Genomic DNA, 25,402 nt, shown 5'->3' with positions numbered 1-25,402 from the left:
CGGGCTCCATTCCTACTTTTCAGGCATACATGCGCCGCAAGATCCCCCCGCTGCAGACCCTGGTGTGCTTCGACGCCGCCGCGCGCCACGAGAGCTACACGCGCGCCGCGCAGGAACTGGCCCTTACGCAGAGCGCGGTGTCGCGCCAGATCGGCACGCTGGAGGCCTTTCTGGGCGTGTCGCTGTTTCGCCGCACGCGCCACGGCGTGGCGCTTACTGCCAGCGGCGCGGCCTATGCGCGGCAAACGGCCCAGCGGCTGCAGGCCATGGAGCGCGACGCGCTCGACGCCATGGCCCACCAGGGCGAAGGCGGTTCGCTCTCGCTGGCGGCCGTGCCCACCTTCGCCACCCGTTGGCTGATGCCGCGGCTGAAGGGCTTTGCGGCGCTGCAGCCCGACGTGGTGGTGCACATCGAGACGCGCACGCGGCCTTTTCTGTTTGCCGACGCGGAGTTCGACGCCGCGCTGTACGCCGGCACGCCCGCGCAGGTGGAGAACTGGGCCGGCACGCGCGCGCTGCTGCTGATGCACGAAGACGTGGTGCCGGTGTGCAGCCCGTCGTTGCTGCAATTTCACAAGCACAAGGGAAAAGCCGTCGCCCCCGCCGCCATCGCGAAGATGCCGCTGCTGCAGCAGAGCACGCGGCCCGACGGCTGGCGCCAGTGGTTCGACGCGCAGCAGATCGATGCGCCCAACGCACGCGGCGGGCCGCGCTACGAGCTGTTCTCCATCCTCGCCGCGGCGGCATCGCACGGCCTGGGCGTGGCGCTGATGCCGACGATGCTGGTGGCGGACGAACTGGCGCGCGGCGAGCTGGTGGTGGCCTGCGCAAGGCCGCTGTCGGGCGAGCGCAATTACTACCTGGTGACGCCGGAGCGGGCCGATCAGCGGCCGCTTTTGAAGTTGTTCAGTGGATGGTTGCTTGGGGAGGCGCGGCAGGGCCAGGGCGCTCATTGAGCCAACGCCAACACGCACCAAAGTCTCTCATTCTGGACATTTATTTGAATATGTCTAACATGAGATACAAAAATGCCGTCTACCTCCCCTCCCACCGCCCCAGGCGCCAGCCGACGCCTTGAAGCCTTTGGCCGGCATATCCATGCCCGTCGAAAGGCGCTGAAGATCAGCGCCACCACCACGGCCGAGGCAGCGGGCATGTCGCGCATGACGCTGCACCGGATCGAGCGCGGGGAGCCGTCCGTCACCATGGGGGCCTACATGAACGCCCTGGCGGCACTGGGGCTGGATGTGGCAGTGGTGGCGCCCACCGAGGGCGCCAGCGGCAAGGCGTCGGCACCCACGCCACCACGCGCCCCAACTGAAACCGTCCGCCTCGCCGACTACCCTGAGTTGCGCCGCCTCGCCTGGCAGTTGCCTGCGGACGCAGAGCTCACGCCGCAGGAGGCCTGGGGCACCTACGAACGCAACTGGCGCCACGCCGACCCGTCCGCCCTTCAAGACCACGAACGCCAACTGCTGGCCGACCTGGCCCGCGCGCTCGGGCGAAAGCCGCTGGATGTTTGAGCGCGCGCATCACCGCCAAGTGGCACGGGTGCTGGCGGCGCTGAACGCGAGCTTGCTGGCAAGCAACCACTGCCTCTTCGGCGGTGACACGGCCATGGCGCTTCGCCATGGCGAGTACCGTGAATCGGTGGACATCGATTTCCTGGTTTCCGACGTGGCGGGCTACCGCAGCCTGCGCCAGTTGGCCACCGCCCGTGAAGGCCTGCATGCACTCGCAAGGGAAGGCGCCGAACTGCGGCAAGCGCGCGAGGTGCGTGCCGACCAGTACGGCATTCGCACCGCTGTTCTCGTGGACGAGACGGAGATCAAGTTCGAGATCGTGCTCGAAGCACGCATCGCGCTCGAAGCACCGGGGCCGACAGACCGCATCGGCGAGGTTGCCACCCTCACCCCGCTCGACATGGCAGCGAGCAAGCTGCTCGCCAACTCCGACCGCTGGGCCGACGACAGCGTGTTCAGTCGCGACCTGATCGATCTGGCCCTGATGCAGCCGGGCAAGGCGTTGCTCCAACGGGCCGTGGACAAGGCCCGGCTGGCCTACGGCGACAACGTCATCGCCGACCTTGCAAAGGCGGCCGATGCGCTGCTGACGCGGCCCGACCGCATGACGCGATGCATGGCCATGCTGCAGATGTCGCCTTCGATTCCGCCGGCCTTGCTGCGCAAGCACATCAAGGCCCTGCTACTGCGCATGCCGCGCCAAAGCTGAGTCAGCGAAAGAATCTTCGCCACGCGACAGCCGCTTCGACTGCGAATGGCGCATGCACCAAGTGCTGACGCACACCGACGGGCCGCTATGAATCAGGCCAGCCTTCAGCCCTTCGCAGGCCGCGCACCTTCCGTCGCAAACGCCTCGATCAACGCCGGAAAGGCGTCCATCGCAGGCAAGGCGCCAAAGCTGTGCCTGGCCGAGGTGGCGGCCCATGGCAGCTTCTCGTCGGTCCAGGTTTCGACGAAGGGCACGAACCACTCGTGACGGTCGAGCGCGCTGGCGCGAAGGTTCACGAAATAGTCGAGGCCTTCGGTTCGGGTGAACAGCCAGCTCTTGCAATGCGGGCAGAAGCTGTGGTGCGAGTCACCATGCATGCCGCCGATGACCGGCTCGCCGGCCGTCACCTCGAAGCCCGGCGTGGGGATGGCGAGCGAGAGCGAGAAGGCGCTCGCGGTCATGCGCTGGCAGCCGGTGCAATGGCACGCCATGGCCAGCAGCGGCGCCGCCGTGATGCGCAGGCGGACCTGGCCGCAGCGGCAGCCGCCCTCCCAGGGGAGTTGCCAGTCGGCGGCGGTGGAATCGAAGGACGTATCGGGTGTGCTCATGCGTTGAATCTAACCCGCGCGCATCGAAAAACCACGTCCGAAAACGGCGCGTCTTTCGCATTCGAAAACGAGACACTGCGGCCATGACATCTCCCGCCTCCCAGGTCGACGCACTCGACTGGCCCCGCATCGAAAACGACCTTGCCGCACGCGGCTGCGCCACCACGGGCGCGCTCTTCACGCCCGAGGAATGCGCCGCGCTCACCGCCATGTACGACGAGGCCCCGCGCTTTCGCAGCCGCGTGGTGATGCAGCGCCACGGCTTCGGCCAGGGCGAGTACCAGTACTTTGCGAACCCGCTGCCGAAGAAGCTCGCCGCGTGGCGCGGCGCGCTGTATGCCCGCCTGGCGCCGCTGGCCAATGCCTGGGCCGTCGCCATGGGCCAGCCGGGCGACTACCCGCCGGACCATGCGGCCTACCTGGCGCGCTGCCATGCGGCGGGGCAACTGCGCCCCACCCCGCTGCTGCTGCGCTACGGCGAGGGCGACTACAACTGCCTGCACCAGGACCTGTACGGCGACCTGCAGTTTCCGCTGCAGCTCACGGTGCTGCTGAGCGAGCCGGGGCGCGACTTCACGGGCGGGGAGTTCGTGCTGACCGAGCAGCGCCCGCGCATGCAGTCGCGCGCCGAGGTGGTGTCGCTGGCCCAGGGCGAGGCGGTGATCTTCGCGGTCAACCAGCGGCCGGTGGCGGGCACGCGCGGCAGCTACCGCGTGACGATGCGCCACGGCGTGAGCCGCCTGCGCTCGGGGCAGCGGCACACGCTGGGGCTGATCTTTCACGACGCGCGCTAGCGCGGGCACTTCATGTGGCAACCCACGAGCGGGCCGCGCCCAAGACCCTTCGCACGAGAAGAACCCTGGACAAGCGAAAATCCGCCCGCCTTCGGCACTCACCCGGATCCCCGACACGCACGATCAGGGCCGTGAGCCCCGCCGCAGGCCGACCCACAGCCCTGGCGTTGCGGGTGTGTTCGCGTGAACGTCAGGGAGCTGTATGCACAAGAACTCGTCCGGACCTCCGGGCAGGGCGGGAAAGCCGCCGATCGAACCCGCCACCGCTGCGCCGGCGGCACCACCGCCCGGGCGCTCGCGCCGTTTCAGGGTCGACGTGGGCACCATCGTGAGCGCCGTGGCCCTGGCCCAGTCGCTGCTGCTGGTGTCGCTGGGCTACTGGGGCTCGCAGCGGCTGGTGTCGCGCATCGGCGTGTCGGCGCACAAGTCGGGCCACGACCGCACCGAGGACAAGGTGCTGGCCTTTTTGCTGAAGGCCGAATCGGTCGTCAACGCGGTGGGCACGGCGCCCACCCTGCGGCCCGCGGGCGATCAGTCGGAGCGCACGGCCGAGCTGCTGTGGACGCTGCTGCAGCAGTCGCCCGAGCTCGACAGCATCTACGTGAGCAACGAGCAGGGCCAGATGCTGATGGCCCTGCGCTACCCGGTGCCGGCCATGCGCCACATCGAGCTTGGCGCCAGCTTCACCACCGAGACCTGGCAATACAAGCTGCCGCCAGACGCCGAGGCCGATGTGCAGCAGCGCTACGCCACGCAGCGCATTGCCTCGTACCGCAGCAGCTACAACCCGACGCAGCGCAGCTGGTACCTGCAGGCCAGCAGCAAGCAAGGGCCCATCTGGACGCAGCCCTACGTGTTTGCCGCCGCGCAGGAGCTGGGCGTGACCTATGCGCTGCCCAGCAAGCGCCGCTATGCCGACAGCAGCCCGCAGTCGCTGGTGGTGGCGGGCGACGTGTCGCTGGGGCGGCTGTCCGACTTCGTGCGGCAGTTCAACAGCGCCGGCTACGGCGACAGCGCGCTGCTGAGCGCCGATGCCCGCGTGCTCGCGCGCAGCGACACGCCCGGCGTGCTGCACAGGCTGGACGCGCCCAGCGGCGTGCTTGGCGCGCTGCATGCGCACATGGTGGCCGACGGCACGGCCAGCAGCAGCGAGGACACCGCGTTCTCGTTCGCCCACGAGGGGCGCCGCTACCTGGTGCAGACCTCGCGCATTCCCGCCACCGGCTGGCAGCTGGTGAGCTGGGTGCCCGAAGACATGCTGCTGGGCGACCTGCGCCGCGCGGTGCTGTGGGGTCTGCTGCTGGCGCTGGGCTTTCTGGCGAGCGCGCTGTTCATGTCGCTGAAGCTGTCCAGGCTGGTGACCTCGCCGGTGGAGAACCTCTCGCACATCGCGCGGCGCATCGGCCTGCTTGAGCTGGACAACCTGCCGCGCGAGCCCAGCCGCGTGCTGGAGATCCAGCACCTCGACCAGGCGCTGGACGACTCGGCGCGCAGCCTGCGGGCCTTCAGCAAGTTCGTGCCGGTGGCCGTGATCAACCAGCTGATTGCGGAAGGCCATGCCATTGCGCCCAAAGGCTCGCCGCGCCGCATCACGGTGATGTTCACCGACGTGGAGGGCTTCACCTCGATCTCGGAGTCGCTCGACACCGACGTGCTGGTGGGCATGCTGACCGACTACTTCAACCTGGCCACCGGCATCTTCGCGCGGCACGGCGGCGTGGTCGACAAGTTCATCGGCGACGGCATCATGGTGCTGTGGGGCGCGCCCGCCGACCTGCCCGACGCCGAGTACCAGGCCTGCCTGGCCGCGCTGGAGCTGCATGTGGAAATGAACGAGCTCAACCGCAAGTGGCAGCAAGAAGGCCTGCCAGAGTTCCGCACGCGCGTGGGCATTCACACGGGCACGGTGATCGCGGGGGTGCTGGGCTCGAACGACCGGCTTTCTTACACCGCGTTCGGCGACGTCATCAACGTGGCGAGCCGCATCGAAGGCATCAACAAGCAGCTGGGCACGCAGATGCTGATGTCGGAAGAAACCTTTGCCGGCCTGGCCGGCCGGCTGCACGCACGGCGCATCGAAGAGCTGGTGGAGCTGCGCGGGCGGCAGACGCGCATGGTGCTCTACGAGCTGATGACGGCCTAAGGCGGCGCGAAAGCGCATTCGCGCCTTTGCGCCCTCGTGCGCGCCGCATCATGCAGCGGCGGCCGTGGCCGCGCGCTGCGCCGCGAACGCCACGTACCAGTCGAGGCTGGCCGGGTTGGCCATGGCCTCGCGGTTGACCACCTTCTCTATCGGCTGGCCCAGCAGCAGCTTCTTGATCGGCAGCTCCTGCTTCTTGCCCGAGAGCGTGCGCGGAATTTCGGCCACCGCAAAGATATCGTTGGGCACGAAGCGCGGCGACAGCGAGGTCTTGATGGCGTTGTTGAGCTTTGCGCGCATCGCGTCGTCCAGCGCCACGCCCGGGCGCAGCACCACGAACAGCGGCATGTAGCTGTCGCGGCCGAGGTATTCGAGATCGACCACCATCGAATCGAGCACCTCGGGCAGGCCTTCGACCGCGCTGTAGATCTCGCTGGTGCCCATGCGCAGGCCCTGCCGGTTGATGGTGGCGTCGCTTCGGCCGTAGATGACGCAGCCGCCGTCCGTGCCGATCTTGATCCAGTCGCCGTGGCGCCACACGCCGGGGTAGGTGTCGAAGTAGCTCGACAGGTAGCGCGCGTTGCCTTCGTCGCCCCACAGGTACAGCGGCATCGACGGAATGGGCTGCGTGCAGACCAGCTCGCCCACTTCGCCGATGACCGGCTGGCCGCTTTCGTTCCAGGCCTCGACCGCGTGGCCCAGCTCGCGGCACTGCATCTGGCCCGGCACTTCGGGCAGGTCTCGGTTGCCACCGACGAAGGCGCCGCAGAAGTCGGTGCCGCCTGAAATGTTGCACCACCACACGTGCTTGGCGCCGGCCTCCAGCAGCTGCCGCGAGCCCCAGCGCTGCACCTCTTCGGGCAACGGCGAGCCGGTGCTTCCGAGTGCGCGCACGCGTGACAGGTCGCCGCAGTCCTTCGCCACCAGGCCGGCCTTCATGCAGTTGGTGAAGTAGGCCGCGCCCGCGCCGAAGAAGGTGACCTTGTGGCGCGCCACAAAGCGCCACAGCACGCCCCAGTCGGGCTTGTCCTTGCTGCCGGCCGGGTTGCCGTCGTAGATGCAGATGGTCGCGCCAAAGGCCATGCCAGAGAGCTGCGAGTTCCACATAACCCAGCCGGTGGAGCTGTACCAGTGATACCGCTCGCCGAAGTTGTTGGCGCCGTAGCTCGCGCCCACGTCGTTGTGCAGTCCACAGGCATGCATGGTGAGAATGATGCCGCCCTGCCCGTGCACGATGGGCTTGGGCAGGCCGGTGGTGCCGCTCGAATACACGATCCAGATCGGATGGTCGAAGGGCAGCCACTCGGGCTCGAAGGCCGCGACCTTGTCGTCGTAGCGGTCGGTGGCGTGCACCCATTCCACGTCGTGCGGCACGGCCTGCGTGGCGTAGGGCGACTTCACCAGCAGCAGCTTCTTCACGCTGGGCAGTTGCCCGCGCAGCTCCTGCAGCACGGCGCTGCGGTCGAGCGGCTTGCCGCCGTAGTGCACGCCGTCCACCGCGATCAGCACCTTGGGCTCGATCTGGCGGAAGCGGTCGGCCACGGCGGCGGTGCCCATGTCGGGCGCGCACACGCTCCACACGGCACCGATGCTGGAGCACGCCAGGAACGCCACCATGGTCTCTGGCACGTTGGGCAGGTAGGCCGCCACGCGGTCGCCACGCTGCACGCCGAGCGACTTGAGCGTGAGCGCCACCGACGCGACCTGGCGGCGCATTTCAGGCCACGACATTTCGCGCACTTCGCCGCGCTCGTTGTCGCTCACCATGGCGGGCATGCCGGCCGCGTGCGCCGCGTCGACGTGGCGCAGCACCTCGCGCGCGTAGTTGACCTGGGCGCCGGGGAACCAGCGCGCGCCTGGCATGCGCGACTCGGCGAGCACCGCGGTATGGGGCGTGGGCGATTCGATGCGGGCGTAGTCCCAGATGCTCTGCCAGAAGGCGTCGAGCTCGGTGACGGACCAGCGCCACAGGGCGTCGTAGCTGTCGAACGAGAGGCCGCGCGTCTCGTGCAGCCAGTTCTGATAAAGCCGGATCTGGGGGATGTTGGGAGCGAGTTCGGGAGAGAGGTTGGAGACTGGCATGGCACGAGCGTAGCGCCGCGAACCGGCATGCTCAATGGGGGTTGACCTCAGGGTTTGTACGCGTGTTCAATGTTTTTGTACAAGCGTTCAATACCCCCCGATGAGCACCCGCACACCTGCCGCAAGGCGCAGCGCCTCGCGCACCCCCACGCCTCCACCCGCAGCAGTCGCCACGGAGACGGCGCGGCCCGACCGCAAGCAGGCCATCCTGCTGGCGGCGGAAAAACTCTTTGCGCGCCACGGCTACCACGTGGTCACGATCCGCCAGATTGCCGAGGAGGCCGGCGTGCCGCTGGCGCTGGTGGGCTACTACTACGGCGCCAAGCACGAGCTGTTTCACGCCATCTTCGCGCACTGGGGCCACAGCATCGAGGCGCGGCTCGCGGGCCTGGCCGCGGTAACCATCGACCCCGACGACGCGCGCACCCTGCCGCGCATCATCGACGCCTTCACCGCGCCCGTGCTGGCCCTGCGCGCGAGCGCGGAGGGCGAGTACTACGCGCTGCTGGTGGCGCGCGAGCTGTACCACGCCACCGAGGAGGCCGACCGCGTGCTGCGCGCCTACTTCGACCCGCTGGCGGAGGCCTACATCGACGCACTGCACGTCGCCCTGCCGCACGCCACGCGCAGCCAGGCCGCCTGGGGCTACCAGTTCGCGCTGGGCGCACTGCTGCACCACCTGAACGACAGCCGCATCGAACGGCTCTCGCGCGGCGAGAACAAGCGCGCCGACCCGGCCGTGGCGCCCATGCTGGTGAACTTCATCGTCGGCGGGCTGCGCGCCGCGCTGCCGCGGCCGAAGAGCGGCAACAGCACCAACGGCACCAAGAGCACCAAGACACCCCCCACAAAAACCACCCCCCGGAGACAGAAGACATGACGAAGACTTCGATGAAACGGCGCACCTTGCTGTCTGCACTGGCCGCGGCGTCGGCTGCTGCCGCGTTGCCCGCGCTGGCGCAGTCGAACACGAAAATCGTGTTCGGCTACACGGCGGTGACCGACTTCGCGTCGGTGTTCGTGGCGGCCGAGGAGGGCTACTTCAAGAAGCGCAACCTGGACGTGGAGCTCAAGTTCATTCCACTGAACTCGACCATTCCCGCGGCGCTGCAGTCCGACTCGCTGCAGATCGGCGGCCCCACGCCCTCGGTGTTTCTGCAGGCGGTGGACGGCGGGCTCGACCTGGTGCTGGTGGCCGGCGGCGGGCTCACATCGAAGACCATCACCGGCTTCGGCCTGGTGGCGCGCGCGGGCTCGGGCATCAAGGGCCCGCAGGACTGCGTGGGCAAGAAGATCGGTGTGCCGGGCCTGGGCGCGTTCCTGCACGTGACCTTTCGTGCATGGCTGAAAGACAGCGGCGTGGACTACCGCAAGGTGAACTTCGTCGAAGCCGCATTCCCGCAGCATGCCGATCTGTTGCGCGGCGGCTCGGTCGACGCGGTGGTGTCGGCCGACCCGTTCATGAGCCGCATCACCGAAAGCGGCGCGGGCTATGTGGCCTCTTACTACTCCACGTTTCTGCCGGAGAACAACCAGACCATCGTGCACGCGGCCAAGCGCGAATGGGTGGCCAAGAACCCGGCGGCGGCGCGCGCGTTTCGCGAAGCGCTGGTCGAGTCGGGCGCGTTCATGCAGCAGGCGAAGAACGACGCCAAGGTGCGCGCGGCCATCGGCAAATACATCAAGCTGCCGCCCGAAGTGCTGGCCAAGGTGCAGGTGTCGCCGCCCGGGCCGGTGGTCACGGAGAAGCAGCTCTCCTACTGGACCGGGCTCATGAAGGAGCAGGACATGCTCAAGACGAACATCGACGTGGCCAAGCTGGTGGCCAAGTGATTGCCGCCGCCGCCCCTGTCACCGCGCGCACGGCGCTGTCCGCCGGCGCGTTCGCTGCGCACCCCGGCGCTGCAACGCAAGCCACGCCCTTCCTGCGCTTCGACGGCGTGACCATCCGCCTTGGTGGGCGCGAGATTCTGTCGCCCACCTCCTTCGATGTGGCGCGCGGCGAGTTCGTCTGCATCGTCGGGCCGAGCGGCTGCGGCAAGACCACGCTGCTGCGCGCGGCCAGCGGCCTGGTCACGGCCAGTGCCGGCGAGGTGCGGCGCAACGGCGTGAAGATGAGCGCGCCCTCGCGCGAAGTCGCCTTCGTGTTTCAGGACTACGGCCGCGCACTGCTGCCCTGGCGCACGGTGGAAGGCAATGTGAGCCTGGCGCTCGAAGCCGCGGGTGTGCCTGCAAGCGAACGCGCAGCGCGCATTGCCGACGTGCTCGGCAAGGTCGGGCTCGCGAAGCATGCGCAGAAGTTTCCGGCGCAGCTGTCGGGCGGCATGCAGCAGCGCGCGCAAATTGCGCGCTGCCTCGCGCAGAAGCCCGAGCTGATGATGATGGACGAGCCCTTCGGCGCGCTGGATGCGCTCACGCGGCAGAGCCTGCAGGACGAGCTGGCGCGGCTGGTGCGCGACGACGGGCTCACGGTGTTGTTCGTCACGCACGACCTGGAAGAGGCCATCTACCTGGGCGACCGCGTGATTGCGCTGCAGGCCAACCCCGGGCCGGGGCGCCCGAGCCTCGCGCGAATGATCGACGTGAAGATTCCGCGCCCGCGCGACCAGCTGACGACCAAGGAGCATCCGCAGTACCTGCAGTTGCGGCGTGAGCTGTTCGCTTTCATCGAGCAGGGCCATGACTGAGCGCCGCCTTCTTCGCTGGGTGCGCCCTTGGGTGCTGCCGGTGCTGCTGGTGGGCGTGTTCGAGTGGTACGCGCGCCGTGCATCCGCCCTGGGCAGCGACTCGCTCGCACCGCCCAGCGCGGCGGCCAAGGCCTTGGTGGGCGCGGCAATGGACGGCTCGCTCTGGCAGGCCACCGGCTTCACGCTGGGCACCGCCGCGCTGGGGCTGCTGCTGGGCGCCGTGCTGGGCATTGCACTGGGCCTGGTGCTCGGGCTCTCGCGCCGCGCGGCGCAGCTCGGGTCGATGTCCATCGAAGTGCTGCGCCCCGTGCCGTCGGTCGCGCTGATTCCGCTGGCCATGCTGGGCTTTGGCTTCGGCGTGCGCATGGAGCTGGCCATCGTCGCCTTCGCCACCTTCTGGCCGCTGCTGATGCTGGTGCAGTCGGCGGTGCAGCAGGTCGAGCCGCGGCTGCTCGAGGTGAGCCGCGTGCTGGGCCTGTCGGCGCGCGAGCGGGCCTTCAAGATCGTGCTGCCGGCCATCGTGCCGCGCCTGTTCGTTGCGCTGCGCCTGGGCGTGGCGGTGGCGCTGGTGGTGGCCGTGACGGTGGAGATTGCGGCCAACCCGAACGGCATGGGCTACGCCATGATGATCGCGCAGCAGAGCTTCGACCCCGCGTTGATGCTCGCGTGGCTGGGGTGGATCGGCGTGGTGGGCTTCGCGGTCAACGCGGGCATGCTGCTGCTGCAACGCGTGGTGGCGCGGCGCATGGGGGTGCAGGCATGAACGGCGCGCTTCGTTCCAGCCTGAACCGCCTGGGCTCGCTGGGCGTGCTGCTTGCGCTGGTTGCGCTGTGGTGGGTGGCGAGCAACGCGGGCTGGGTAAGCCGCGTGTTCCTGCCCACGCCGCAGGCCACGTTCGCCAGCTTGCTGGAAGGCCTGAACCTGGCGGGCGACAACGCCCGCACCGGCAACGGCGAGCTGTTCGCGTTCACGCAGGCCACGGTCGGCCGAATGATCGAAGGCTGGCTGCTGGCCTCGCTCTTCGGCGTGGTGCTGGGCGCGGCCATCGGCGTGTCGCCGCCGGTGCGCGCGTGGGTACAGCCCACGCTGGAGTTCATTCGCCCGCTGCCCGCCTCGGCCTTGCTGCCGCTGGCCATCGCGATCTTCGGGCTGAACCCCGGCATGGTGCTGTTCGTGGTCGCGTTCGGTGCCATGTGGCCGGTGCTGCTGGCCACGGTGCACGGCTTCGCTGCGGTGGAGCCGCGGCTGGCGGAAGTGGCGCGCTGCCTGCAGATTTCTCGCGCGGCGTACATCTGGAAGATGGGCCTGCCCAATGCCATGCCCGACATATTGGCCGGCATGCGGCTCGCGCTGACCATTGCGCTCATCGTGGCGGTGGTGGGCGAAATGATCGCCTCGCAAAGCGGCCTGGGCCAGGCCATTCTGCTGGCCGCGCGCGCCTTTCGCGCCAGCGAGCTGTTCGCCGGCATCGTGCTGCTCGGGCTCATCGGCTTCGTGAGCAACGCGCTGCTGGCTTTTGCCGAGCAGCGCCTGCTGCGCTGGCAGCAGCCCTGATGCATTGATCCGTTCTTCGTCTCCTTCCTTTTTTTCCTTCCAACACGAACACCCCACAAGGAGCCTCACCATGCCTCGCAAATTCGTCGACCTGTCGATCTTTCTGGAGAACGACGTGCTGTCCGACCCGCCGGCCTTCGCGCCGAAGATCCAGTACTTCACGCACGAACAGACCTACGAGCAGATCGAGCCCTTCTTTCCGGGCCTGAAGAAAGAAGACCTGCCCGACGGCGAAGGCTGGGCCGTGGAGCTGGTGCAGCTGTCCACGCACAACGGCACGCACCTGGATGCGCCCTACCACTTCCACTCGACCATGGACAAGGCGCTGGGCGAGAAGAAGCCCGCCATCGCCATCCACGACGTGCCGCTCGAATGGTGCTTTCAGCCCGGCGTGAAGCTCGACTTTCGCCACTTTGCGGACGGCTACGTGGTGACGGCAAGCGACGTCGAGGCCGAGTTGAAGCGAATCGGCCACACGCTGAGCCCGCTGGAAATCGTGGTGATCAACACGCGCGCCGGCAAGCGCTACGGCAGCAACGACTACGTGTCGGCCGGCGCGGGCATGGGCTACGAAGCGACCATGTACCTGCTGGAGCGCGGCGTGCGCCTCACGGGCACCGACGCCTGGAGCTGGGACGCGCCCTTCGTGCACACCGCGAAGAAGTACGGCGAAACGCAGGACGCCTCGCTGATCTGGGAAGGCCACAAGGCCGGGCGCGACATCGGCTACTGCCACATCGAGAAGCTGCACAACCTGGAGGTGCTGCCGCCCACGGGCTTTTTCATCAGCTGCTTTCCGCACAAGATCCGCGGCGCGTCAGCGGGCTGGACGCGCGCGGTCGCGATCTTCGACGACGCGCTGATGGCTTCGGTGTGAGGGCGGGTTCATGCGCATCACCTTGAACCACACGCACGACGTGCATGCACGCAGCTGGGTCGCATCGGCGAACGAGGCCGGCAGCGACTTTCCCGTGCAGAACCTGCCGCATGCGGTGTTCCGCCGCGCGGGCAGCGGCGAGCCCTTTCGCGGCGGCGTGGCCATCGGCGACCAGGTGCTGGACCTGGCCGCGCTGGTCGCGCGCCAGCAGCTCGACGGCCTGGCGCTGGACGCGGCACGGGCTGCGGCACTGCCGGCATTGAACGACTTCTTCGCACTCGGCGGTGCGGCATGGCAGGCACTGCGCCATGCGCTGTTCGACCTGCTGAAGAACGACGCCCCCGTGGCCAGCGTGCAGGCCGTGCGCGACTGCCTGGTGCCGCAGGCCGAGGTCGAATACGCCGTGCCCGCGCGCATCGGCGACTACACCGACTTCTACACATCGATCGACCATGCGCTGAACATCAGCCGCCTGATGAACCCCGACGGCGACGTCACGCCCAACTTTCGATGGATTCCGACCGCGTACCACGGGCGCGTATCGACCATCGGCGTGAGCGGCCAGCGCTTTCACCGGCCGATGGGCCAAACCATGGCACCCGGTGCGAAAGCGCCCACCTACCAAGCTTGCGCGCGGCTGGACTACGAGCTGGAGCTGGGCGTGTGGATCGGCACCGGCAATGCGCAGGGCGAGCCGATTCCGCTGGACAGCGCGGGCGAGCACATCTTCGGCATCTGCCTGCTCAACGACTGGTCGGCGCGCGACATTCAGTTCTGGGAGATGGCGCCGCTCGGGCCGTTCCTGGGAAAGAACTTCGCGACCACCATCTCGCCGTGGATCGTGACGATGGAAGCCCTCGCGCCCTACCGCAAGGCCTGGACGCGACCGGCGAACGAGCCCCAGCCGCTGGACTACCTGGAGCACGCGGGCAACCGCGAGAGCGGCGCGCTCGACATCCGGCTGGAGGTGTGGCTCGAAAGCGAGAAGGCGCGCCAGGACAAGACGGGCCCATCGCGCCTGTCGTCGACCAGCTTCAAGCACCAGTACTGGAGCGTGGCGCAGATGGTGACGCACCACACCATGGGCGGCTGCAGCCTGAACCCGGGCGACCTGCTCGGCAGCGGCACGATCTCGGGCCCCGGGCCGGGCGAGGCCGGCGCCATGATCGAGTTGACGCGCGCGGCGCAAAGCCCGGTGACGCTGGCCAACGGCGAACGGCGCGGGTTTCTGGAAGACGGGGATGCGGTGCTGCTGCGCGGCTGGTGCGAGAAGCCGGAGCATGCGCGCATCGGGTTCGGGGAGAGCCGGGGGACGGTGCTGGCCGCCAGGGGTTGAACCAAAGCGCCAATGAAAAAGGCCACCCTTGTGAGGTGGCCTTTTGCGCGATTTGGAGCGGGAAAAGAGACTCGAACTCTCGACCTCAACCTTGGCAAGGTTGCGCTCTACCAACTGAGCTATTCCCGCGACAGCCTCAGATTATAGGGTGCTTTTTTGCCCTTTTCCGCAATCGCCCAAAAAAAGTTGAAATCAGGCGCCGAACACCAGCGACCGGTGCAGCGACACGCCCGCCATCACGCCGTCGGCCGAGGCCATTGTGGCGTTGCCGAAAGCCATGGCCGCATCCCCCGCCGCGTAGACGCCCGGCACCGTCGTCATCTTCATGGCGTCCACGCGCAGCACCGGGCCGAGCGGGCCTTCGTCGAAGGCGCAGCCGAGCTGCGCGGCCAGCGGGCTGGCAGGGCGGGTGTGCGGCGCGACGAACAGCGCCTCGACGGGCACGAGCCTGCCGTCGTCGATGCGCACGCCGGCCAGGTCCGCCCCCTGCCCTTCCAGCCCGGCGATGCGCCCCGGCTCGATGGCCACGCCGCGCGACTGCAGCCGGGCGCGCGCGTCGGCATCGGGCCCCTCGGCGCCGTTCAGGAAGACGGTGGTCGGGCCCCATTCGGCGATCAGCAGGGCGTGGTCCGGCGGATGCCCGCTGTGAAACAGCACGCCCAGCTTGCGATCGCCGAACTCGTAGCCATGGCAGTACGGGCAGTGCAGCACGCTCCGGCCCCAGCGTTCGTTGATGCCCGCAATGTTTGGCAGGGTGTCCTGCACGCCGAAAGCCAGCAGCAGTTTGTTGGCCGAGAGCTGTTGCCCGTCGTCCAGGGACACCGCGAACCCATCGCCGCCATCGGCCTTCGCGTGCGACACGCTGGCCTTGACGAACTCGACCGTCGGGTAAGCGAGCAGCTTGGCGCGCGCGTCGGCAATCATCTGCATGGGCGGCATGCCGTCCTGGCCGAAGAAGCCGTGCGATTTGGCGGCGAAGCGGTTGCGCGGCGCGCCCGCGTCTACCACGCACACGCGCCTTCGCGCGCGGGCCAGCTGCATTGCAGCGGAAAGGCCGGCAAAGCTGCCGCCCACCACCAGAACGTCATGTCGCATGTTCAATGTCCTTCAGGGTGAAACCGCCGCCCGTCATGCGGCGATGAAAGTCTTTGGAGAGATCGGCCAGCGTGATGCTGTTGAAACGCTTGAGCAGCAGCGCCTCGGCCTCCGCGCAGGCGCCGTCGAGCGCGGCGTTCACAGCCTGCTCGACGATGCAGCCCGGGCTTTCGGTGCGGTTGCCCATGGCCAGAAGCGCGGGCGCGCCCACGGCGTTGTGGATGTCGCCCAGCGTTACCGCCGTCAGCGAGCACGACAGCACCCAGCCGCCGCCATGGCCCTTGGCCGAGCTCACGAACCCCGCCTGCCGCAGGCCAGCCATGACGCGGCGCACAACCACCGGGTTGGTATGCATCGCCACCGCGAGCGACTCGGAGGTGACGGGGCCGTCCATCTCGGCCATGTGCAGCAGCACGTGGAGAACGCCTGAAAGCTTGCTGTCTCGTTTCATGCAACATTATTAGTTGCGTGTGTTGATGAGCGTGCATCCGGCGCTCGCTTGCACCTGCGCGCCGTCGGGTCTTTGCCGCGACCGAAGGGCCGGCGCCAACGCATGAGCTCCCGGTTGCGCTGACAGCCGAGTCCCACACGCACGGGCGACTGTCGCGCACACGGCGACACATGCCGCGGCCCCGAAGGTGCAATCCGAACCAGCGAAAACCGGTTCGTGACCATTCAACGAAAGGAACAGTCACACATGAAGCAACAACAACACAAGCACATCTTCGTCGGCGCCCTGCTCGCAGGCCTGCTGGCCGTGAGCGGCGCGGCCCAGGCGCAAGGCGTGGGGGTCGGCGTTGGCGTCAATGCCGACGTCAATACATCGGCGGGCGTGAAGACAGCGCCGGCGCAAGGCAGTGCCACCACCGGTACACGCGCCGCTGCAGGCACTTCGGCCAGCACAGGCAGTACGGGTGGCACGGGCAACGCCGCGGGCGGGTTGGGCCAATCGGTCGGCGGCGTCCTGGGTGGCGCGACCGGTGCGGTCGGCGGTGCAACGACGGGTGCCGTAGGCGGTGCCAAGGGTGCCGTAGGCGGTGCCAAGGGTGCAGTGGGCGGCGCCACGGGCGCCGCGGGCAGCACGGCAGGCGGCCTCACCAACACGGTGGGCGGCACGCTCAACAGCACGACCGGTGCAGCTGGCGCAGCAGGCACCGGCACGAAGGCACCAGGGGCCGGCGTGAAAGCGAACGGCAAGGCCCAGGGCTCCAGTGCCGTCGACCTGACCAAATAAAAGAACCCAGTCTGTCACACACGAAGAAACCCGCAGCGCTCGCGCGTTGCGGGTTTTTTTTCGCCCTCGGCCAGGTCAGGCCGTCAGCTGTTCAGACAAGAGGCTTGAGCTTGAACAGGCTGGTCACTTCCACGTCCAGCACCACAAGTTCGCGCTGGTTGAGCAGCAGCCAACGCCACCGCAGGATGCCCAGCGTGGGCCGCTTCTCGGAGCGCCGCACCTCGATCACATCGGCCACCAGCCGCAGCGCATCGCCGGGCCGCACCGGGTTGGGCCAACGCACATGTTCGAGCCCGGGCGACGCGAACGACTCGGAGCCGGCCAGCACCGCGTCGACCACCAGCCGCATCGCGATGGAGCAGGTGTGCCAGCCGCTTGCGATGAGCCCGCCGAACGGGCCTTCGGCGGCGGCCTGCGCATCGGCATGGAACCACTGCGGGTCGTAGGCCCGTGCGAACTGCAGCAGCTCGGCCTCGCTGAGCACATAGGGCCCGGCCTCGATGACCTGGCCCGCATGAAAGTCGGCGAACTGCATCCGCCGGGTCTCAGTAGGTCTCGAGGTGCAGGCGGCCTTCGCGCTTCAGGGCGGCGCCCACGGTGTCCCAATCGAGCCCCGCATCTTTGGCCACGTCGCGCAGTGCCAGCACCACGCCCTCTTCCATGCTCTTCAGGCCGCACACGTAGAAGTGGCTGCTGCCGTCTTTCAGCAAAGCGGCCAGGTCGGCGGCGCGCTCGCGCATCATGTCCTGCACGTAGCGCTTGGGTTGCCCCGGGGTGCGCGAGAACGCCAGGTTGATGTCGATGAAGTCCTTGGGCAGCGACTGCAGCGGGCCGAAGTACGGCAGCTCCTGCTGCGTGCGCGCGCCGAAGAACAGCATCAGCTTGCCGCCCTCGAACTTGCCGCTCTTGCGCAGGCGCCGGCGCCATTCGGTCATGGCGCGCATGGGGGCGCTGCCGGTGCCGGTGCAGATCATCACGATGTTCGACTTGGGGTGGTTCGGCATCAAAAACGACGCGCCGAACGGGCCCACCACCTGCACCGTGTCGCCCACCTTCAGGTCGCACACGAAGTTGGAGCACACGCCGCGCACCGGGTCGCCTTCGTGGTCCTCCGTGACGCGCTTCACGGTGAGCGAAACGTTGTTGTAGCCGGGCCTCTCGCCGTTGCGCGGGCTGGCCACCGAGTACTGGCGCGCATGGTGGCGCTTGCCGATGGCGTCCACGCCCGGCGGCACGATGCCGATCGACTGGCCTTCCAGCACCGGGAACGGCACCACGCCAAAGTCGAGCACGATGTGGTGGGTCTCGCTGTCGAAGCCCGCCTCGGTGCAGTTGAAGTTGCCCACCACGGTGGCCGTGGTCGGGGTCTTCGGCGGAAACAGGTTGGTGTATGCGTGCGCGGCCGACCAGGGCGGCACGCTGGCGCCGTACTGCGCGGAATTGAAGACCGGCTCGCTTGCTTCGGCGGCGGCCTGGGCTTGCGTCTGTGCAGGTGCTTCGACCGCATCAACAGCCTTTGCCGAAACACCGGCGGCTTCCAGCTCTTCCGGCGAAAGTTCACCAGGCAGTGACTCCCAGGTGAGCTGTTCCTCGATGGAATACGCGCGCACCAGCGGCATCGTGCGCCAGTTGTCGATCGAGCCTGTGGGGCACGGCGATATGCACGCCATGCAGCCGTTGCAGGTGTCCGCGCGCACGACGTAGTTGTTGTCGTCGTGCGTGATCGCGTTCACGGGGCAGATGGCCTCGCAGGTGTTGCAGCGGATGCAGATCTCGGGGTCGATCAGGTGCTGCTTGATGACTCCGGCTTCAACGGCCATGTCCATGTTGTTCTCTCCTGAAAGCCCTCCCCTTCCGGGGGAGGGTTGGGTGGGGGCCAGCGGCGTTTGTCGTGGTCACGCCGTCAGCCCCCATCCCAGCCTTCCCCCAAAGGGGGAAGGAGCAATACCGAAATACCCAATCAGCCGAAGCGAACGTACTCGAAGTCCACCGGCTGGCGATTGATGCCCATCACCGGTGGCGAAATCCAGCCGGCAAACTTGCCCGGCTCCACCACGCGGCCCATCAACGATGCCACGAAAGCGAAGTCTTCGGAACTCGGCAGCCATTCGTCGCGCTTGGCGGCCCATTCGATCTCGCTCACCACGCGGCCGTCCGGCGACATCTTGATGCCCGCGAGCGCGCCGATCTGGCGGTTGAAGGCCTTGTGCGGCACGGTCAGGCGCGTGGCGATGCCGGCCTTTTCCAGCACCTTGTTCCAGCGGCCCACGCCGGCCACCGAGTCCTTGATGAAGTCGTCGCGCAGCACTTCGTTCAGCGCGTTGAGCATCGGCACGTCCTTCTCGACCAGTTGGCCCTCTTTCACCTCGAGCACCTTGTAGGTCTGGCCCTTGAGCACGTGGTCGTCGTCGCGCTTGCCTTCTTCGTAGCGGCCCTTCAGGCCCGAGCTGTAGAAGATGGCCGCGTTGCTCGACTGGTCGGCGCCGAACAGGTCGATGGTCACGCTGTAGTGGAAGTTCAGGTAACGCTGAATGGTGCCCAGGTCGATGCAGCCGGCGCCGCGAATCTTCTGCGCGTCGTCGGTCTTCAGCTCGTTCATCACCTGCGCGGTGCGGGCAATGACGCGCGACACGCCGCTCTCGCCCACGAACATGTGGTGCGCCTCTTCGGTCAGCATGAACTTGGTGGTGCGCGCGAGCGGGTCGAACGCGCTCTCGGCCAATGCAGCCAGCTGGAACTTGCCGTCGCGGTCGGTGAAGTACGTGAACATGAAGAACGCCAGCCAGTCGGGCGTCTTCTCGTTGAAGGCACCCAGAATGCGCGGGTTGTTGGCGTCGCCCGAGGTGCGCTGCAGCAGCGCGTCGGCCTCTTCGCGGCCGTCGCGGCCAAAGTGCTTTTGCAGCAGGTACACCATGGCCCACAGGTGGCGGCCTTCTTCCACGTTGATCTGGAACAGGTTGCGCAGGTCGTACATGCTGGGCGCGGTCAGGCCCAGGTGGCGCTGCTGCTCGACCGACGCGGGCTCGGTGTCGCCCTGCGTCACGATGATGCGGCGCAGGTTGGCGCGGTGCTCGCCGGGCACGTCCTGCCAGGCTTTCTCGCCCTTGTGGTCGCCGAAATGAATCTGGCGGTTGGCGTCGCCCGGGTTCAGGAAGATGCCCCAGCGGTAGTCGCGCATCTTCACGTGGCCGAACTGGGCCCAGCCTTGCGGGTCGACGCTCACCGCGGTGCGCAGGTACACGTCGTGGTTGGTGGAGCCTTCGGGGCCCACGTCGTCCCACCAGTTGATGAAGTTGGGTTGCCAGCCTTCGAGCGCGCGCTGCAGCGTGCGGTCTTCGCCGAGGTTGACGTTGTTGGGGATCTTCCCGCCGTAGTTGATCGTGCTCATCGTTGTTCCTTGGGTTGTGCGGACTGCTTGCTGTGTGCTCAGACGCGGTTCAGATCGAAGCCGGCTTTTTCGCCGGTGCCATAGACCTTGAGCGCACCCTTTTCGCCAACGGCGTTGGGGCGGTTGAAGATCCAGTTCTGCCAGGCGGTGAGCCGCCCGAAGATGCGGGTGTTCATGTTTTCCTTACTTGCGAAGCGCAGGTTGGCTTCCAGGCCGGTGAGCGCGTCGGGCGACATGGCGGCGCGCTCTTCAATGGCGATGCGGATCTCGTCGCTCCAGTCGATGTCGTCGGGCGCGGCGGTCACCAGGCCCAGCTTCACGGCTTCGTCCGCGTCGAGTGCCTTGCCGACAGCGGCGCGTGCGGCTTCCAGCGGCGCAACCTCTTCATAGAAGCGGCGTTGCAGGCGGCTCTGGTCGTTCACCATCGGGAAGTAGCCGAAGTTGGCTTCGCCCAGCGTGAGCTTGGGTGCGCGCGCTGCGTCGTCGGGCAGCGCCAGCATGTAGGTGCGGTCGGCGGCAAAGGCCAGCTCGGCCAGCGTGCCGGCAAAGCAGGAGCCGGCTTCCACCAGCGCGAACAGGCTGCGCGAGGACACATCGAGGCGGGCCAGCGTGCGGCGCAGCGCGCCGATGGTTTCGCGCACCAGCCAGTGGTCTTTGTTGGCGAACATCACGGCGTCGGAGGCCAGCACGGCGGCGGCGTCGCCTTCGGTCTTGAGCAGCCAGGTGCCCGTGTCGAGCTCGTTGGTGCGCAGGTTGAGGATGGCGTCGTCCAGCTCGCGGCACATGGCCAGCGGCCACCAGGTGGCGCCTGCGGCTTCGATGGCGGCCACGTCGCCCGGCTGCGTGCCGGTGGGTGCCTTGATGGTGATGGTGGCGGTCCGCTTGCTGCGTTCGATCTGCACGTTCACATGGCTGTAGGCGATGCCGTCGGCGCTGTCGGTGCGCGCCAGGCGGGTCAGCGCCACGCCCTTGCCGTTGGCCGGGCGGTCGCTGCCGGCGGCGAGTTGCGAGGCACGCTCCTGCACGGCGGCGGGAAACTGCGCGGGCTTGGCCACGGCGTCGACCAGGCGCCAGTCGACCGCGCGCTGGCCGCGCACGCCTTCCACGCTGGTGCAGAAGATGTCGGCCAGGTCATGGCGCACGCGGCGCTTGTCGGTGACGCGCGTCAAGCCACCGGTGCCGGGCAGCACGCCGAGCAGCGGCACTTCGGGCAGGGACACGGCCGAAGAGCGGTCGTCCACCAGCAGAATTTCGTCGCAGGCCAATGCCAGTTCGTAGCCGCCGCCGGCGCAGGCGCCGTTCACGGCGGCGAGGAACTTCAGGCCCGAATACTTGGAGGTGTCTTCGATGCCGTTGCGGGTTTCGTTGGTGAACTTGCAGAAGTTCACTTTCCAGGCGTGGCTGGAGACGCCGAGCATGAAGATGTTGGCGCCCGAGCAGAAGATGCGGTCTTTGCCGCTGGTGACGATGACGCTGCGCACTTCGGGGTGCTCGAAGCGCACGCGGTTGAGTGCGTCGTTCAGTTCTATGTCCACGCCCAGGTCGTAGCTGTTGAGCTTGAGCTTGTAGCCCGGCCGAATGCCACCGTCTTCCGCAATGTCGAGCACGAGGCGTGCAATTTCGCCGTCGAAGCTGAGGGACCAGTGGCGGTACTGGTCGGGTGCTGTGCGGTAGTCGACGCGGGGGGGCGTTTGGAGCGTGGTGGTGTCGGTCATGCAAAAGTCTCCTGTGGGGCTGTGTTCGGAAACCGTGAACAGGAAAGATAGTGCACTTTCTTGCTCCGATGACATGCATCATGCTGCATGCATATAGGCAAGTCAATGCCTGTTGTGCTTTTTTTCAGTTTTCAGAGTCTGCCGAGGGGCTGCCGGGTGCAGGGGCAGGGTTCAGTTCAGGGCGCCGTGCACAGGCCGCCGGGTACTCCCCTCCGCGAATGTCCCCCGGGGCTGCGCCCCTCCTCCTTTATTTCGCTGCGGGGAGTACCCGACGCCCTGTGCCCGAGAGGCGCGGCGTTTGATCCGTGCGATCAACCACTGCTCTGAAAACGCTCACGTCGATGGGGTGCCTTGCGCAGCGAAATAAAGGAGGAGGGGCGAAGCCCCGGGGGACATTCGCGGAGCAAGGCACCCCGTCGGCGTGAGCGCCGCCCTGAACAACCAGGCACCCCGTCGGCGTGGGCGTCGCCCTGAACAACCGACGTATCAGGCGCCCAACCCCATCGACTGGCGCGTAGCAGTACGCAGCGCCTGAAAGCTCTGCGACAGCGTCCTGCCACTGGTGTCCACAGACAGGTCCGCCTTCGAATAGAAAGCAGCGCGCCCATTCAGGATGCGACGCAAATCTTCCATCGCCTCCTTGCTGGCCGCCATCGGACGCGTATCGCCCTGCGCGGCCACACGGCCCATGTGCTCCTCGGGCGCGGCCTGCAACCACACCGTGGTGCAGTGCGCGAGCAACTCGTTGAACGTGGCCGGGTCGGACACGATGCCGCCGGGCGTGGCGATCACCACCTCGCTGTAGATCTGCACCGCCTCTTCCAGCGCACGGCGCTCGTAACGACGGTACGCGTTGGTGCCGTACAGGTCGTGAATTTCTCGCACGCTGCAACCCGCCAGCTTCTCGATCTCACGGCTCAGTTCGATGAATGGCAGCTCCAGGTCTTCGGCCAGCATCTGCCCCAGCGTCGACTTGCCCGCGCCGCGCAACCCCACCAACGCAATGCGCCGGTGCCGCGCCGGGTCGACCGATGCAGTGCCCAGCAACTCGCCCAGCGCCACACGCACCCGGCGCAGATCGGACTCGCTGCGGTGCTCGAGCAGCTCGCGAATCAACAGCCATTCGGGCGAGCTGGTCGTCACGTCGCCCACCAACTCGGCCAGCGGACAGTGCAGCGCGCCGGCCACCTGCTGCAACACCAGAATCGACGCGTTGCCGATGCCGTATTCAAGGTTGGCCAGGTGGCGCTCCGACACGTCGGCCGCAATGGCCACCGCCTTGCGCGTGAGACCACGCTGCGCGCGCAGGTTGCGCACGCGGTCGCCCAGGGCCGCCAACAGCGGGTTCTTCGCGTCCCCCGCCGGTGCCGCGCCCCCGCCATTGCCATTGGTTGCAGCGGCGCCTTCCGGCGCGGTGGCCAGCACCGCGTCTACATGCTCGTTCATGCCATTCCTCGTTCTTGGCCGGGATTGTGCGCGCTCAGGGTAAACACCATATATGCACTATATTGCTTGACACTCATTGTCTCGATGCTTATTGTTCGGCCACAAGCAAGATACTGCACACGCAGCTTTCCTGCAAGGCAGTTCCAAAGTTCGAGGCCCCACGATGTCCGACAGCAGCAACCCAGCCACCGGCAAGGCAGCATTTCACCAGTTGATCGCCGGCCTCACCGCCCAGATCGACGGCAAACCGCTCGACGGCGCGCTCGACCAGTGGCTCAACGCCACCCACGGCGCGGGCAGCGCCAGCTTCGAAGCGCTGCGCCAGGCCTGCATCGGCGGCGTGGCCGAAGGCTGGCTGTGCGAGCGCGAAGGCGGCGGCATCAGGTACGGCCGCGTGTTCAAGGCCGAAGACGCGCTGCACCGGTTCTCGGTCGATGTGGTCGACATGCAGGACATTGCCGGCCCGCACCACACCCACCCCCACGGCGAGATCGACCTGATCATGCCGCTGGACGACCACCCCGCCACCTTCGACGGGCGGCCCGCGGGCTGGTGCGTCTACGGGCCGGGCACCGCACACCGCCCGACCGTGGCCCAAGGCCGCGCGCTCGTTCTCTACCTGCTGCCCGAAGGGCAGATCAAGTTTTCCTGATGACCGAACTCCTCCCCAACTACGTCGACGGCCGCTGGCAGGCAGGCTCCGGCGCCGGCACGCCGCTGTTCGACCCGGTGCTGGGCACCGAACTCGCACGCGTCGACGCCACCGGCCTCGACCTGCCGGAGGCCTTTGCCTTCGCCCGAGAACAGGGCGGCCAGGCGCTGCGCGCCCTCACCTACCGCCAGCGCGCGGGGCTGCTCGGCGCCATCGTGAAGGTGCTGCAAGCCAACCGCGACGCGTACTACGAGATCGCCACCGCCAACTCTGGCACGGTGAAGAACGACTCGGCAGTGGACATCGACGGCGCCATCTTCACCATCGGCCAGTACGCCAAGTGGGGCGACACGCTGGGCGACGTGCGCGCGCTGCGCGACGGCGAGGCGGTCAAGCTAGGCAAGGAGCCGGTGTTCCAGTCGCAGCACCTGCAGGTGCCCACGCACGGCGTGGCGCTGTTCATCAATGCCTTCAACTTTCCGTCATGGGGCCTGTGGGAAAAGGCGGCGCCCGCGCTGCTGTCGGGCGTGCCCGTCATCGTGAAGCCGGCCACGGCCACCGCCTGGCTCACGCAGCGCATGGTGAAGGACGTGGTCGACGCGGGCGTGCTGCCCGCCGGTACGCTGTCCGTCGTGTGCGGCAGCTCGGCGGGCCTGATGGACGCGCTGCAGCCCTTCGACGTGGCCTCGTTCACCGGCTCGGCCGAAACGGCCGCCATCATCCGCTCGCACCCCGCGGTGGCAGAGCGATCGGTGCGCGTGAACATCGAGGCCGACAGCCTCAACAGCGCCCTGCTGCTGCCCGGCGCCGCGCCCGGCAGCGAAGCCTTCAACCTGCTCGTGCGCGAAGTGGTGCGCGAAATGACGGTCAAGTCGGGCCAGAAGTGCACCGCCATCCGCCGCATCCTGGTGCCGGCCGAGGTGTACGACGCCGCCGCCGAAGCCATTGGCGCCAAGCTGGCCGGCGTGAGCGTGGGCAACCCGCGCAACGAGAGCGTGCGCATGGGCTCGCTGGTGAGCCGCGCGCAGCTGCATGCGGTGCGCGACGGCCTCGACGCCCTGGCCGCGCAAACCACCGTGCTGCACGACAGCCGCAACCGCCCCCTGGTCGATGCCGACCCCAAGGTTGCCGCCTGCATCGGCCCGGTGCTGCTGGGCGCGCGCGATGCCGACGCGGCGCAGCGCGTGCACGACGTGGAAGTGTTCGGCCCCGTGGCCACGCTGCTGCCGTACCGCGACCTGGCGCACGGCATTGCGCTGGCCCATCGCGGGCAGGGCTCGCTCGTCACCTCCCTGTACGGCAGCGACGACGCGGCACTGGCACAGGTGGCGCTCGCGATGGCACCGAGCCACGGCCGCGTGCACGTCGTCACGCCGGAGGTGGCGCAGGCCCATACCGGCCATGGCAACGTGATGCCGATGTCGCTGCACGGCGGCCCCGGCCGCGCGGGTGGCGGCGCCGAGCTGGGCGGGCTGCGCGCGCTCGACTTCTATCACCGCCGCAGCGCGGTGCAGGCGAGCCCCGGCGTGCTCGCGGCACTCGGCCTCTAGAACAGACACACA

24 protein-coding genes and 1 tRNA gene are annotated in these 25,402 nt (G+C 67.9%); 15 read left to right on the top strand and 10 right to left on the bottom strand.

Annotated elements, in window-relative coordinates; genetic code table 11:
• The first annotated feature begins 29 nt into the window (after nucleotides 1-29).
• From VLK31_RS30915 to VLK31_RS30905, 3 genes are all read left to right on the top strand, one after another.
• On the top strand, nucleotides 30-956 hold the full coding sequence (locus VLK31_RS30915; protein WP_409172309.1) for a LysR substrate-binding domain-containing protein: 927 nt from the start codon (nucleotides 30-32) through the stop codon (nucleotides 954-956).
• Between the two features lie 72 nt (nucleotides 957-1,028).
• Entirely contained in the window at nucleotides 1,029-1,523 is a 495-nt protein-coding gene (locus tag VLK31_RS30910; protein WP_409172308.1) for a helix-turn-helix domain-containing protein, read from the top strand.
• A gap of 19 nt (nucleotides 1,524-1,542) precedes the next feature.
• A complete protein-coding gene (locus VLK31_RS30905) occupies nucleotides 1,543-2,232 on the top strand; it encodes a nucleotidyl transferase AbiEii/AbiGii toxin family protein (protein WP_409172307.1) in 690 nt (229 codons plus the stop codon).
• A 104-nt stretch (nucleotides 2,233-2,336) separates the two neighbouring features.
• Here the strand turns inward: VLK31_RS30905 and VLK31_RS30900 are convergent, their stop codons facing one another.
• Nucleotides 2,337-2,840, bottom strand: a complete 504-nt coding sequence (locus tag VLK31_RS30900; protein ID WP_409172306.1) for a GFA family protein — start codon at nucleotides 2,838-2,840, stop codon at nucleotides 2,337-2,339.
• Between the two features lie 83 nt (nucleotides 2,841-2,923).
• Here VLK31_RS30900 and VLK31_RS30895 point away from each other — a divergent pair, with 83 nt between their 5' ends.
• On the top strand, nucleotides 2,924-3,634 hold the full coding sequence (locus VLK31_RS30895) for a 2OG-Fe(II) oxygenase (protein WP_409172305.1): 711 nt from the start codon (nucleotides 2,924-2,926) through the stop codon (nucleotides 3,632-3,634).
• Between the two features lie 202 nt (nucleotides 3,635-3,836).
• Complete coding sequence (locus tag VLK31_RS30890) at nucleotides 3,837-5,777, top strand: adenylate/guanylate cyclase domain-containing protein (protein WP_409172304.1); 1,941 nt, start codon at nucleotides 3,837-3,839, stop codon at nucleotides 5,775-5,777.
• A 48-nt stretch (nucleotides 5,778-5,825) separates the two neighbouring features.
• Here VLK31_RS30890 and VLK31_RS30885 read toward each other — a convergent pair whose 3' ends face one another.
• A complete protein-coding gene (locus VLK31_RS30885) occupies nucleotides 5,826-7,856 on the bottom strand; it encodes an acetoacetate--CoA ligase (RefSeq protein WP_409172303.1) in 2,031 nt (676 codons plus the stop codon).
• Nucleotides 7,857-7,956: 100 nt separating this feature from the next.
• Here VLK31_RS30885 and VLK31_RS30880 point away from each other — a divergent pair, with 100 nt between their 5' ends.
• From VLK31_RS30880 to fahA, 7 genes are all read left to right on the top strand, one after another.
• The gene (locus VLK31_RS30880; protein ID WP_409172302.1) at nucleotides 7,957-8,736 is read left to right on the top strand and encodes a TetR family transcriptional regulator; all 780 of its coding nucleotides are present in this window, start codon (nucleotides 7,957-7,959) and stop codon (nucleotides 8,734-8,736) included.
• Nucleotides 8,733-9,689 carry an ABC transporter substrate-binding protein gene (locus VLK31_RS30875; RefSeq protein ID WP_409172301.1) on the top strand — a complete coding sequence of 319 codons (957 nt, stop codon included), beginning with the start codon at nucleotides 8,733-8,735 and terminating at the stop codon, nucleotides 9,687-9,689. Before VLK31_RS30880 ends, VLK31_RS30875 begins: the two co-directional genes overlap by 4 nt.
• Nucleotides 9,686-10,543 carry an ABC transporter ATP-binding protein gene (locus tag VLK31_RS30870; RefSeq protein WP_409172300.1) on the top strand — a complete coding sequence of 286 codons (858 nt, stop codon included), beginning with the start codon at nucleotides 9,686-9,688 and terminating at the stop codon, nucleotides 10,541-10,543. Before VLK31_RS30875 ends, VLK31_RS30870 begins: the two co-directional genes overlap by 4 nt.
• Complete coding sequence (locus tag VLK31_RS30865; RefSeq protein ID WP_409172299.1) at nucleotides 10,536-11,306, top strand: ABC transporter permease; 771 nt, start codon at nucleotides 10,536-10,538, stop codon at nucleotides 11,304-11,306. Before VLK31_RS30870 ends, VLK31_RS30865 begins: the two co-directional genes overlap by 8 nt.
• Nucleotides 11,303-12,097, top strand: a complete 795-nt coding sequence (locus tag VLK31_RS30860) for an ABC transporter permease (protein ID WP_409172298.1) — start codon at nucleotides 11,303-11,305, stop codon at nucleotides 12,095-12,097. The genes VLK31_RS30865 and VLK31_RS30860 overlap by 4 nt, the downstream gene beginning before the upstream one ends.
• 70 nt (nucleotides 12,098-12,167) lie before the next feature.
• Nucleotides 12,168-12,974, top strand: coding sequence for a cyclase family protein (locus tag VLK31_RS30855; protein WP_409172297.1), 807 nt, complete (start codon nucleotides 12,168-12,170; stop codon nucleotides 12,972-12,974).
• Between the two features lie 10 nt (nucleotides 12,975-12,984).
• The gene (gene fahA / locus VLK31_RS30850) at nucleotides 12,985-14,310 is read left to right on the top strand and encodes a fumarylacetoacetase (protein WP_409172296.1); all 1,326 of its coding nucleotides are present in this window, start codon (nucleotides 12,985-12,987) and stop codon (nucleotides 14,308-14,310) included.
• A 53-nt stretch (nucleotides 14,311-14,363) separates the two neighbouring features.
• On the opposite strand, the gene VLK31_RS30845 is transcribed toward fahA, so the two are convergent.
• The 3 genes from VLK31_RS30845 to VLK31_RS30835 all read right to left on the bottom strand — a co-directional run bounded on the left by VLK31_RS30845 (nucleotide 14,364) and on the right by VLK31_RS30835 (nucleotide 15,856).
• Nucleotides 14,364-14,439, bottom strand: a tRNA-Gly gene (locus VLK31_RS30845).
• A gap of 63 nt (nucleotides 14,440-14,502) precedes the next feature.
• Entirely contained in the window at nucleotides 14,503-15,405 is a 903-nt protein-coding gene (locus tag VLK31_RS30840; RefSeq protein WP_409172295.1) for an NAD(P)/FAD-dependent oxidoreductase, read from the bottom strand.
• On the bottom strand, nucleotides 15,395-15,856 hold the full coding sequence (locus VLK31_RS30835) for an RrF2 family transcriptional regulator (RefSeq protein WP_409172294.1): 462 nt from the start codon (nucleotides 15,854-15,856) through the stop codon (nucleotides 15,395-15,397). The genes VLK31_RS30840 and VLK31_RS30835 overlap by 11 nt, the downstream gene beginning before the upstream one ends.
• A 246-nt stretch (nucleotides 15,857-16,102) precedes the next feature.
• Between VLK31_RS30835 and VLK31_RS30830 the strand changes: the two genes are divergently transcribed.
• Nucleotides 16,103-16,639 (top strand): adhesin, encoded by a 537-nt coding sequence (locus tag VLK31_RS30830; protein ID WP_409172293.1) that lies wholly within the window; start codon nucleotides 16,103-16,105, stop codon nucleotides 16,637-16,639.
• 91 nt (nucleotides 16,640-16,730) lie between these two features.
• Here the strand turns inward: VLK31_RS30830 and VLK31_RS30825 are convergent, their stop codons facing one another.
• The 5 genes from VLK31_RS30825 to VLK31_RS30805 all read right to left on the bottom strand — a co-directional run bounded on the left by VLK31_RS30825 (nucleotide 16,731) and on the right by VLK31_RS30805 (nucleotide 23,188).
• On the bottom strand, nucleotides 16,731-17,174 hold the full coding sequence (locus VLK31_RS30825) for a MaoC family dehydratase (RefSeq protein WP_409172292.1): 444 nt from the start codon (nucleotides 17,172-17,174) through the stop codon (nucleotides 16,731-16,733).
• Between the two features lie 10 nt (nucleotides 17,175-17,184).
• Nucleotides 17,185-18,465, bottom strand: coding sequence for a benzoyl-CoA 2,3-epoxidase subunit BoxA (gene boxA, locus VLK31_RS30820; RefSeq protein WP_409172291.1), 1,281 nt, complete (start codon nucleotides 18,463-18,465; stop codon nucleotides 17,185-17,187).
• A gap of 134 nt (nucleotides 18,466-18,599) precedes the next feature.
• The gene (gene boxB / locus VLK31_RS30815) at nucleotides 18,600-20,027 is read right to left on the bottom strand and encodes a benzoyl-CoA 2,3-epoxidase subunit BoxB (protein ID WP_409172290.1); all 1,428 of its coding nucleotides are present in this window, start codon (nucleotides 20,025-20,027) and stop codon (nucleotides 18,600-18,602) included.
• A gap of 38 nt (nucleotides 20,028-20,065) precedes the next feature.
• Complete coding sequence (gene boxC, locus VLK31_RS30810) at nucleotides 20,066-21,742, bottom strand: 2,3-epoxybenzoyl-CoA dihydrolase (protein ID WP_409172289.1); 1,677 nt, start codon at nucleotides 21,740-21,742, stop codon at nucleotides 20,066-20,068.
• Between the two features lie 486 nt (nucleotides 21,743-22,228).
• Nucleotides 22,229-23,188: a helix-turn-helix transcriptional regulator gene (locus VLK31_RS30805; protein ID WP_409172288.1), complete on the bottom strand. Its 960-nt coding sequence runs from the start codon at nucleotides 23,186-23,188 to the stop codon at nucleotides 22,229-22,231.
• Between the two features lie 163 nt (nucleotides 23,189-23,351).
• On the opposite strand from VLK31_RS30805, the gene VLK31_RS30800 reads away from it, so the two are divergent.
• Together VLK31_RS30800 and VLK31_RS30795 are read left to right on the top strand one after the other, a co-directional pair.
• A complete protein-coding gene (locus tag VLK31_RS30800) occupies nucleotides 23,352-23,840 on the top strand; it encodes a DUF4863 family protein (protein ID WP_409172287.1) in 489 nt (162 codons plus the stop codon).
• Entirely contained in the window at nucleotides 23,840-25,390 is a 1,551-nt protein-coding gene (locus tag VLK31_RS30795; protein WP_409172286.1) for a 3,4-dehydroadipyl-CoA semialdehyde dehydrogenase, read from the top strand. The genes VLK31_RS30800 and VLK31_RS30795 overlap by 1 nt, the downstream gene beginning before the upstream one ends.
• The last annotated feature ends 12 nt before the right edge of the window (nucleotides 25,391-25,402 follow it).

This window comes from Variovorax sp. H27-G14 (genome assembly GCF_046156345.1).
GTDB lineage: Bacteria > Pseudomonadota > Gammaproteobacteria > Burkholderiales > Burkholderiaceae_C > Variovorax.
The sequence above is the reverse complement of the archived record's forward strand: the minus strand, read 5'-3'. Positions and strand labels throughout refer to the sequence as shown.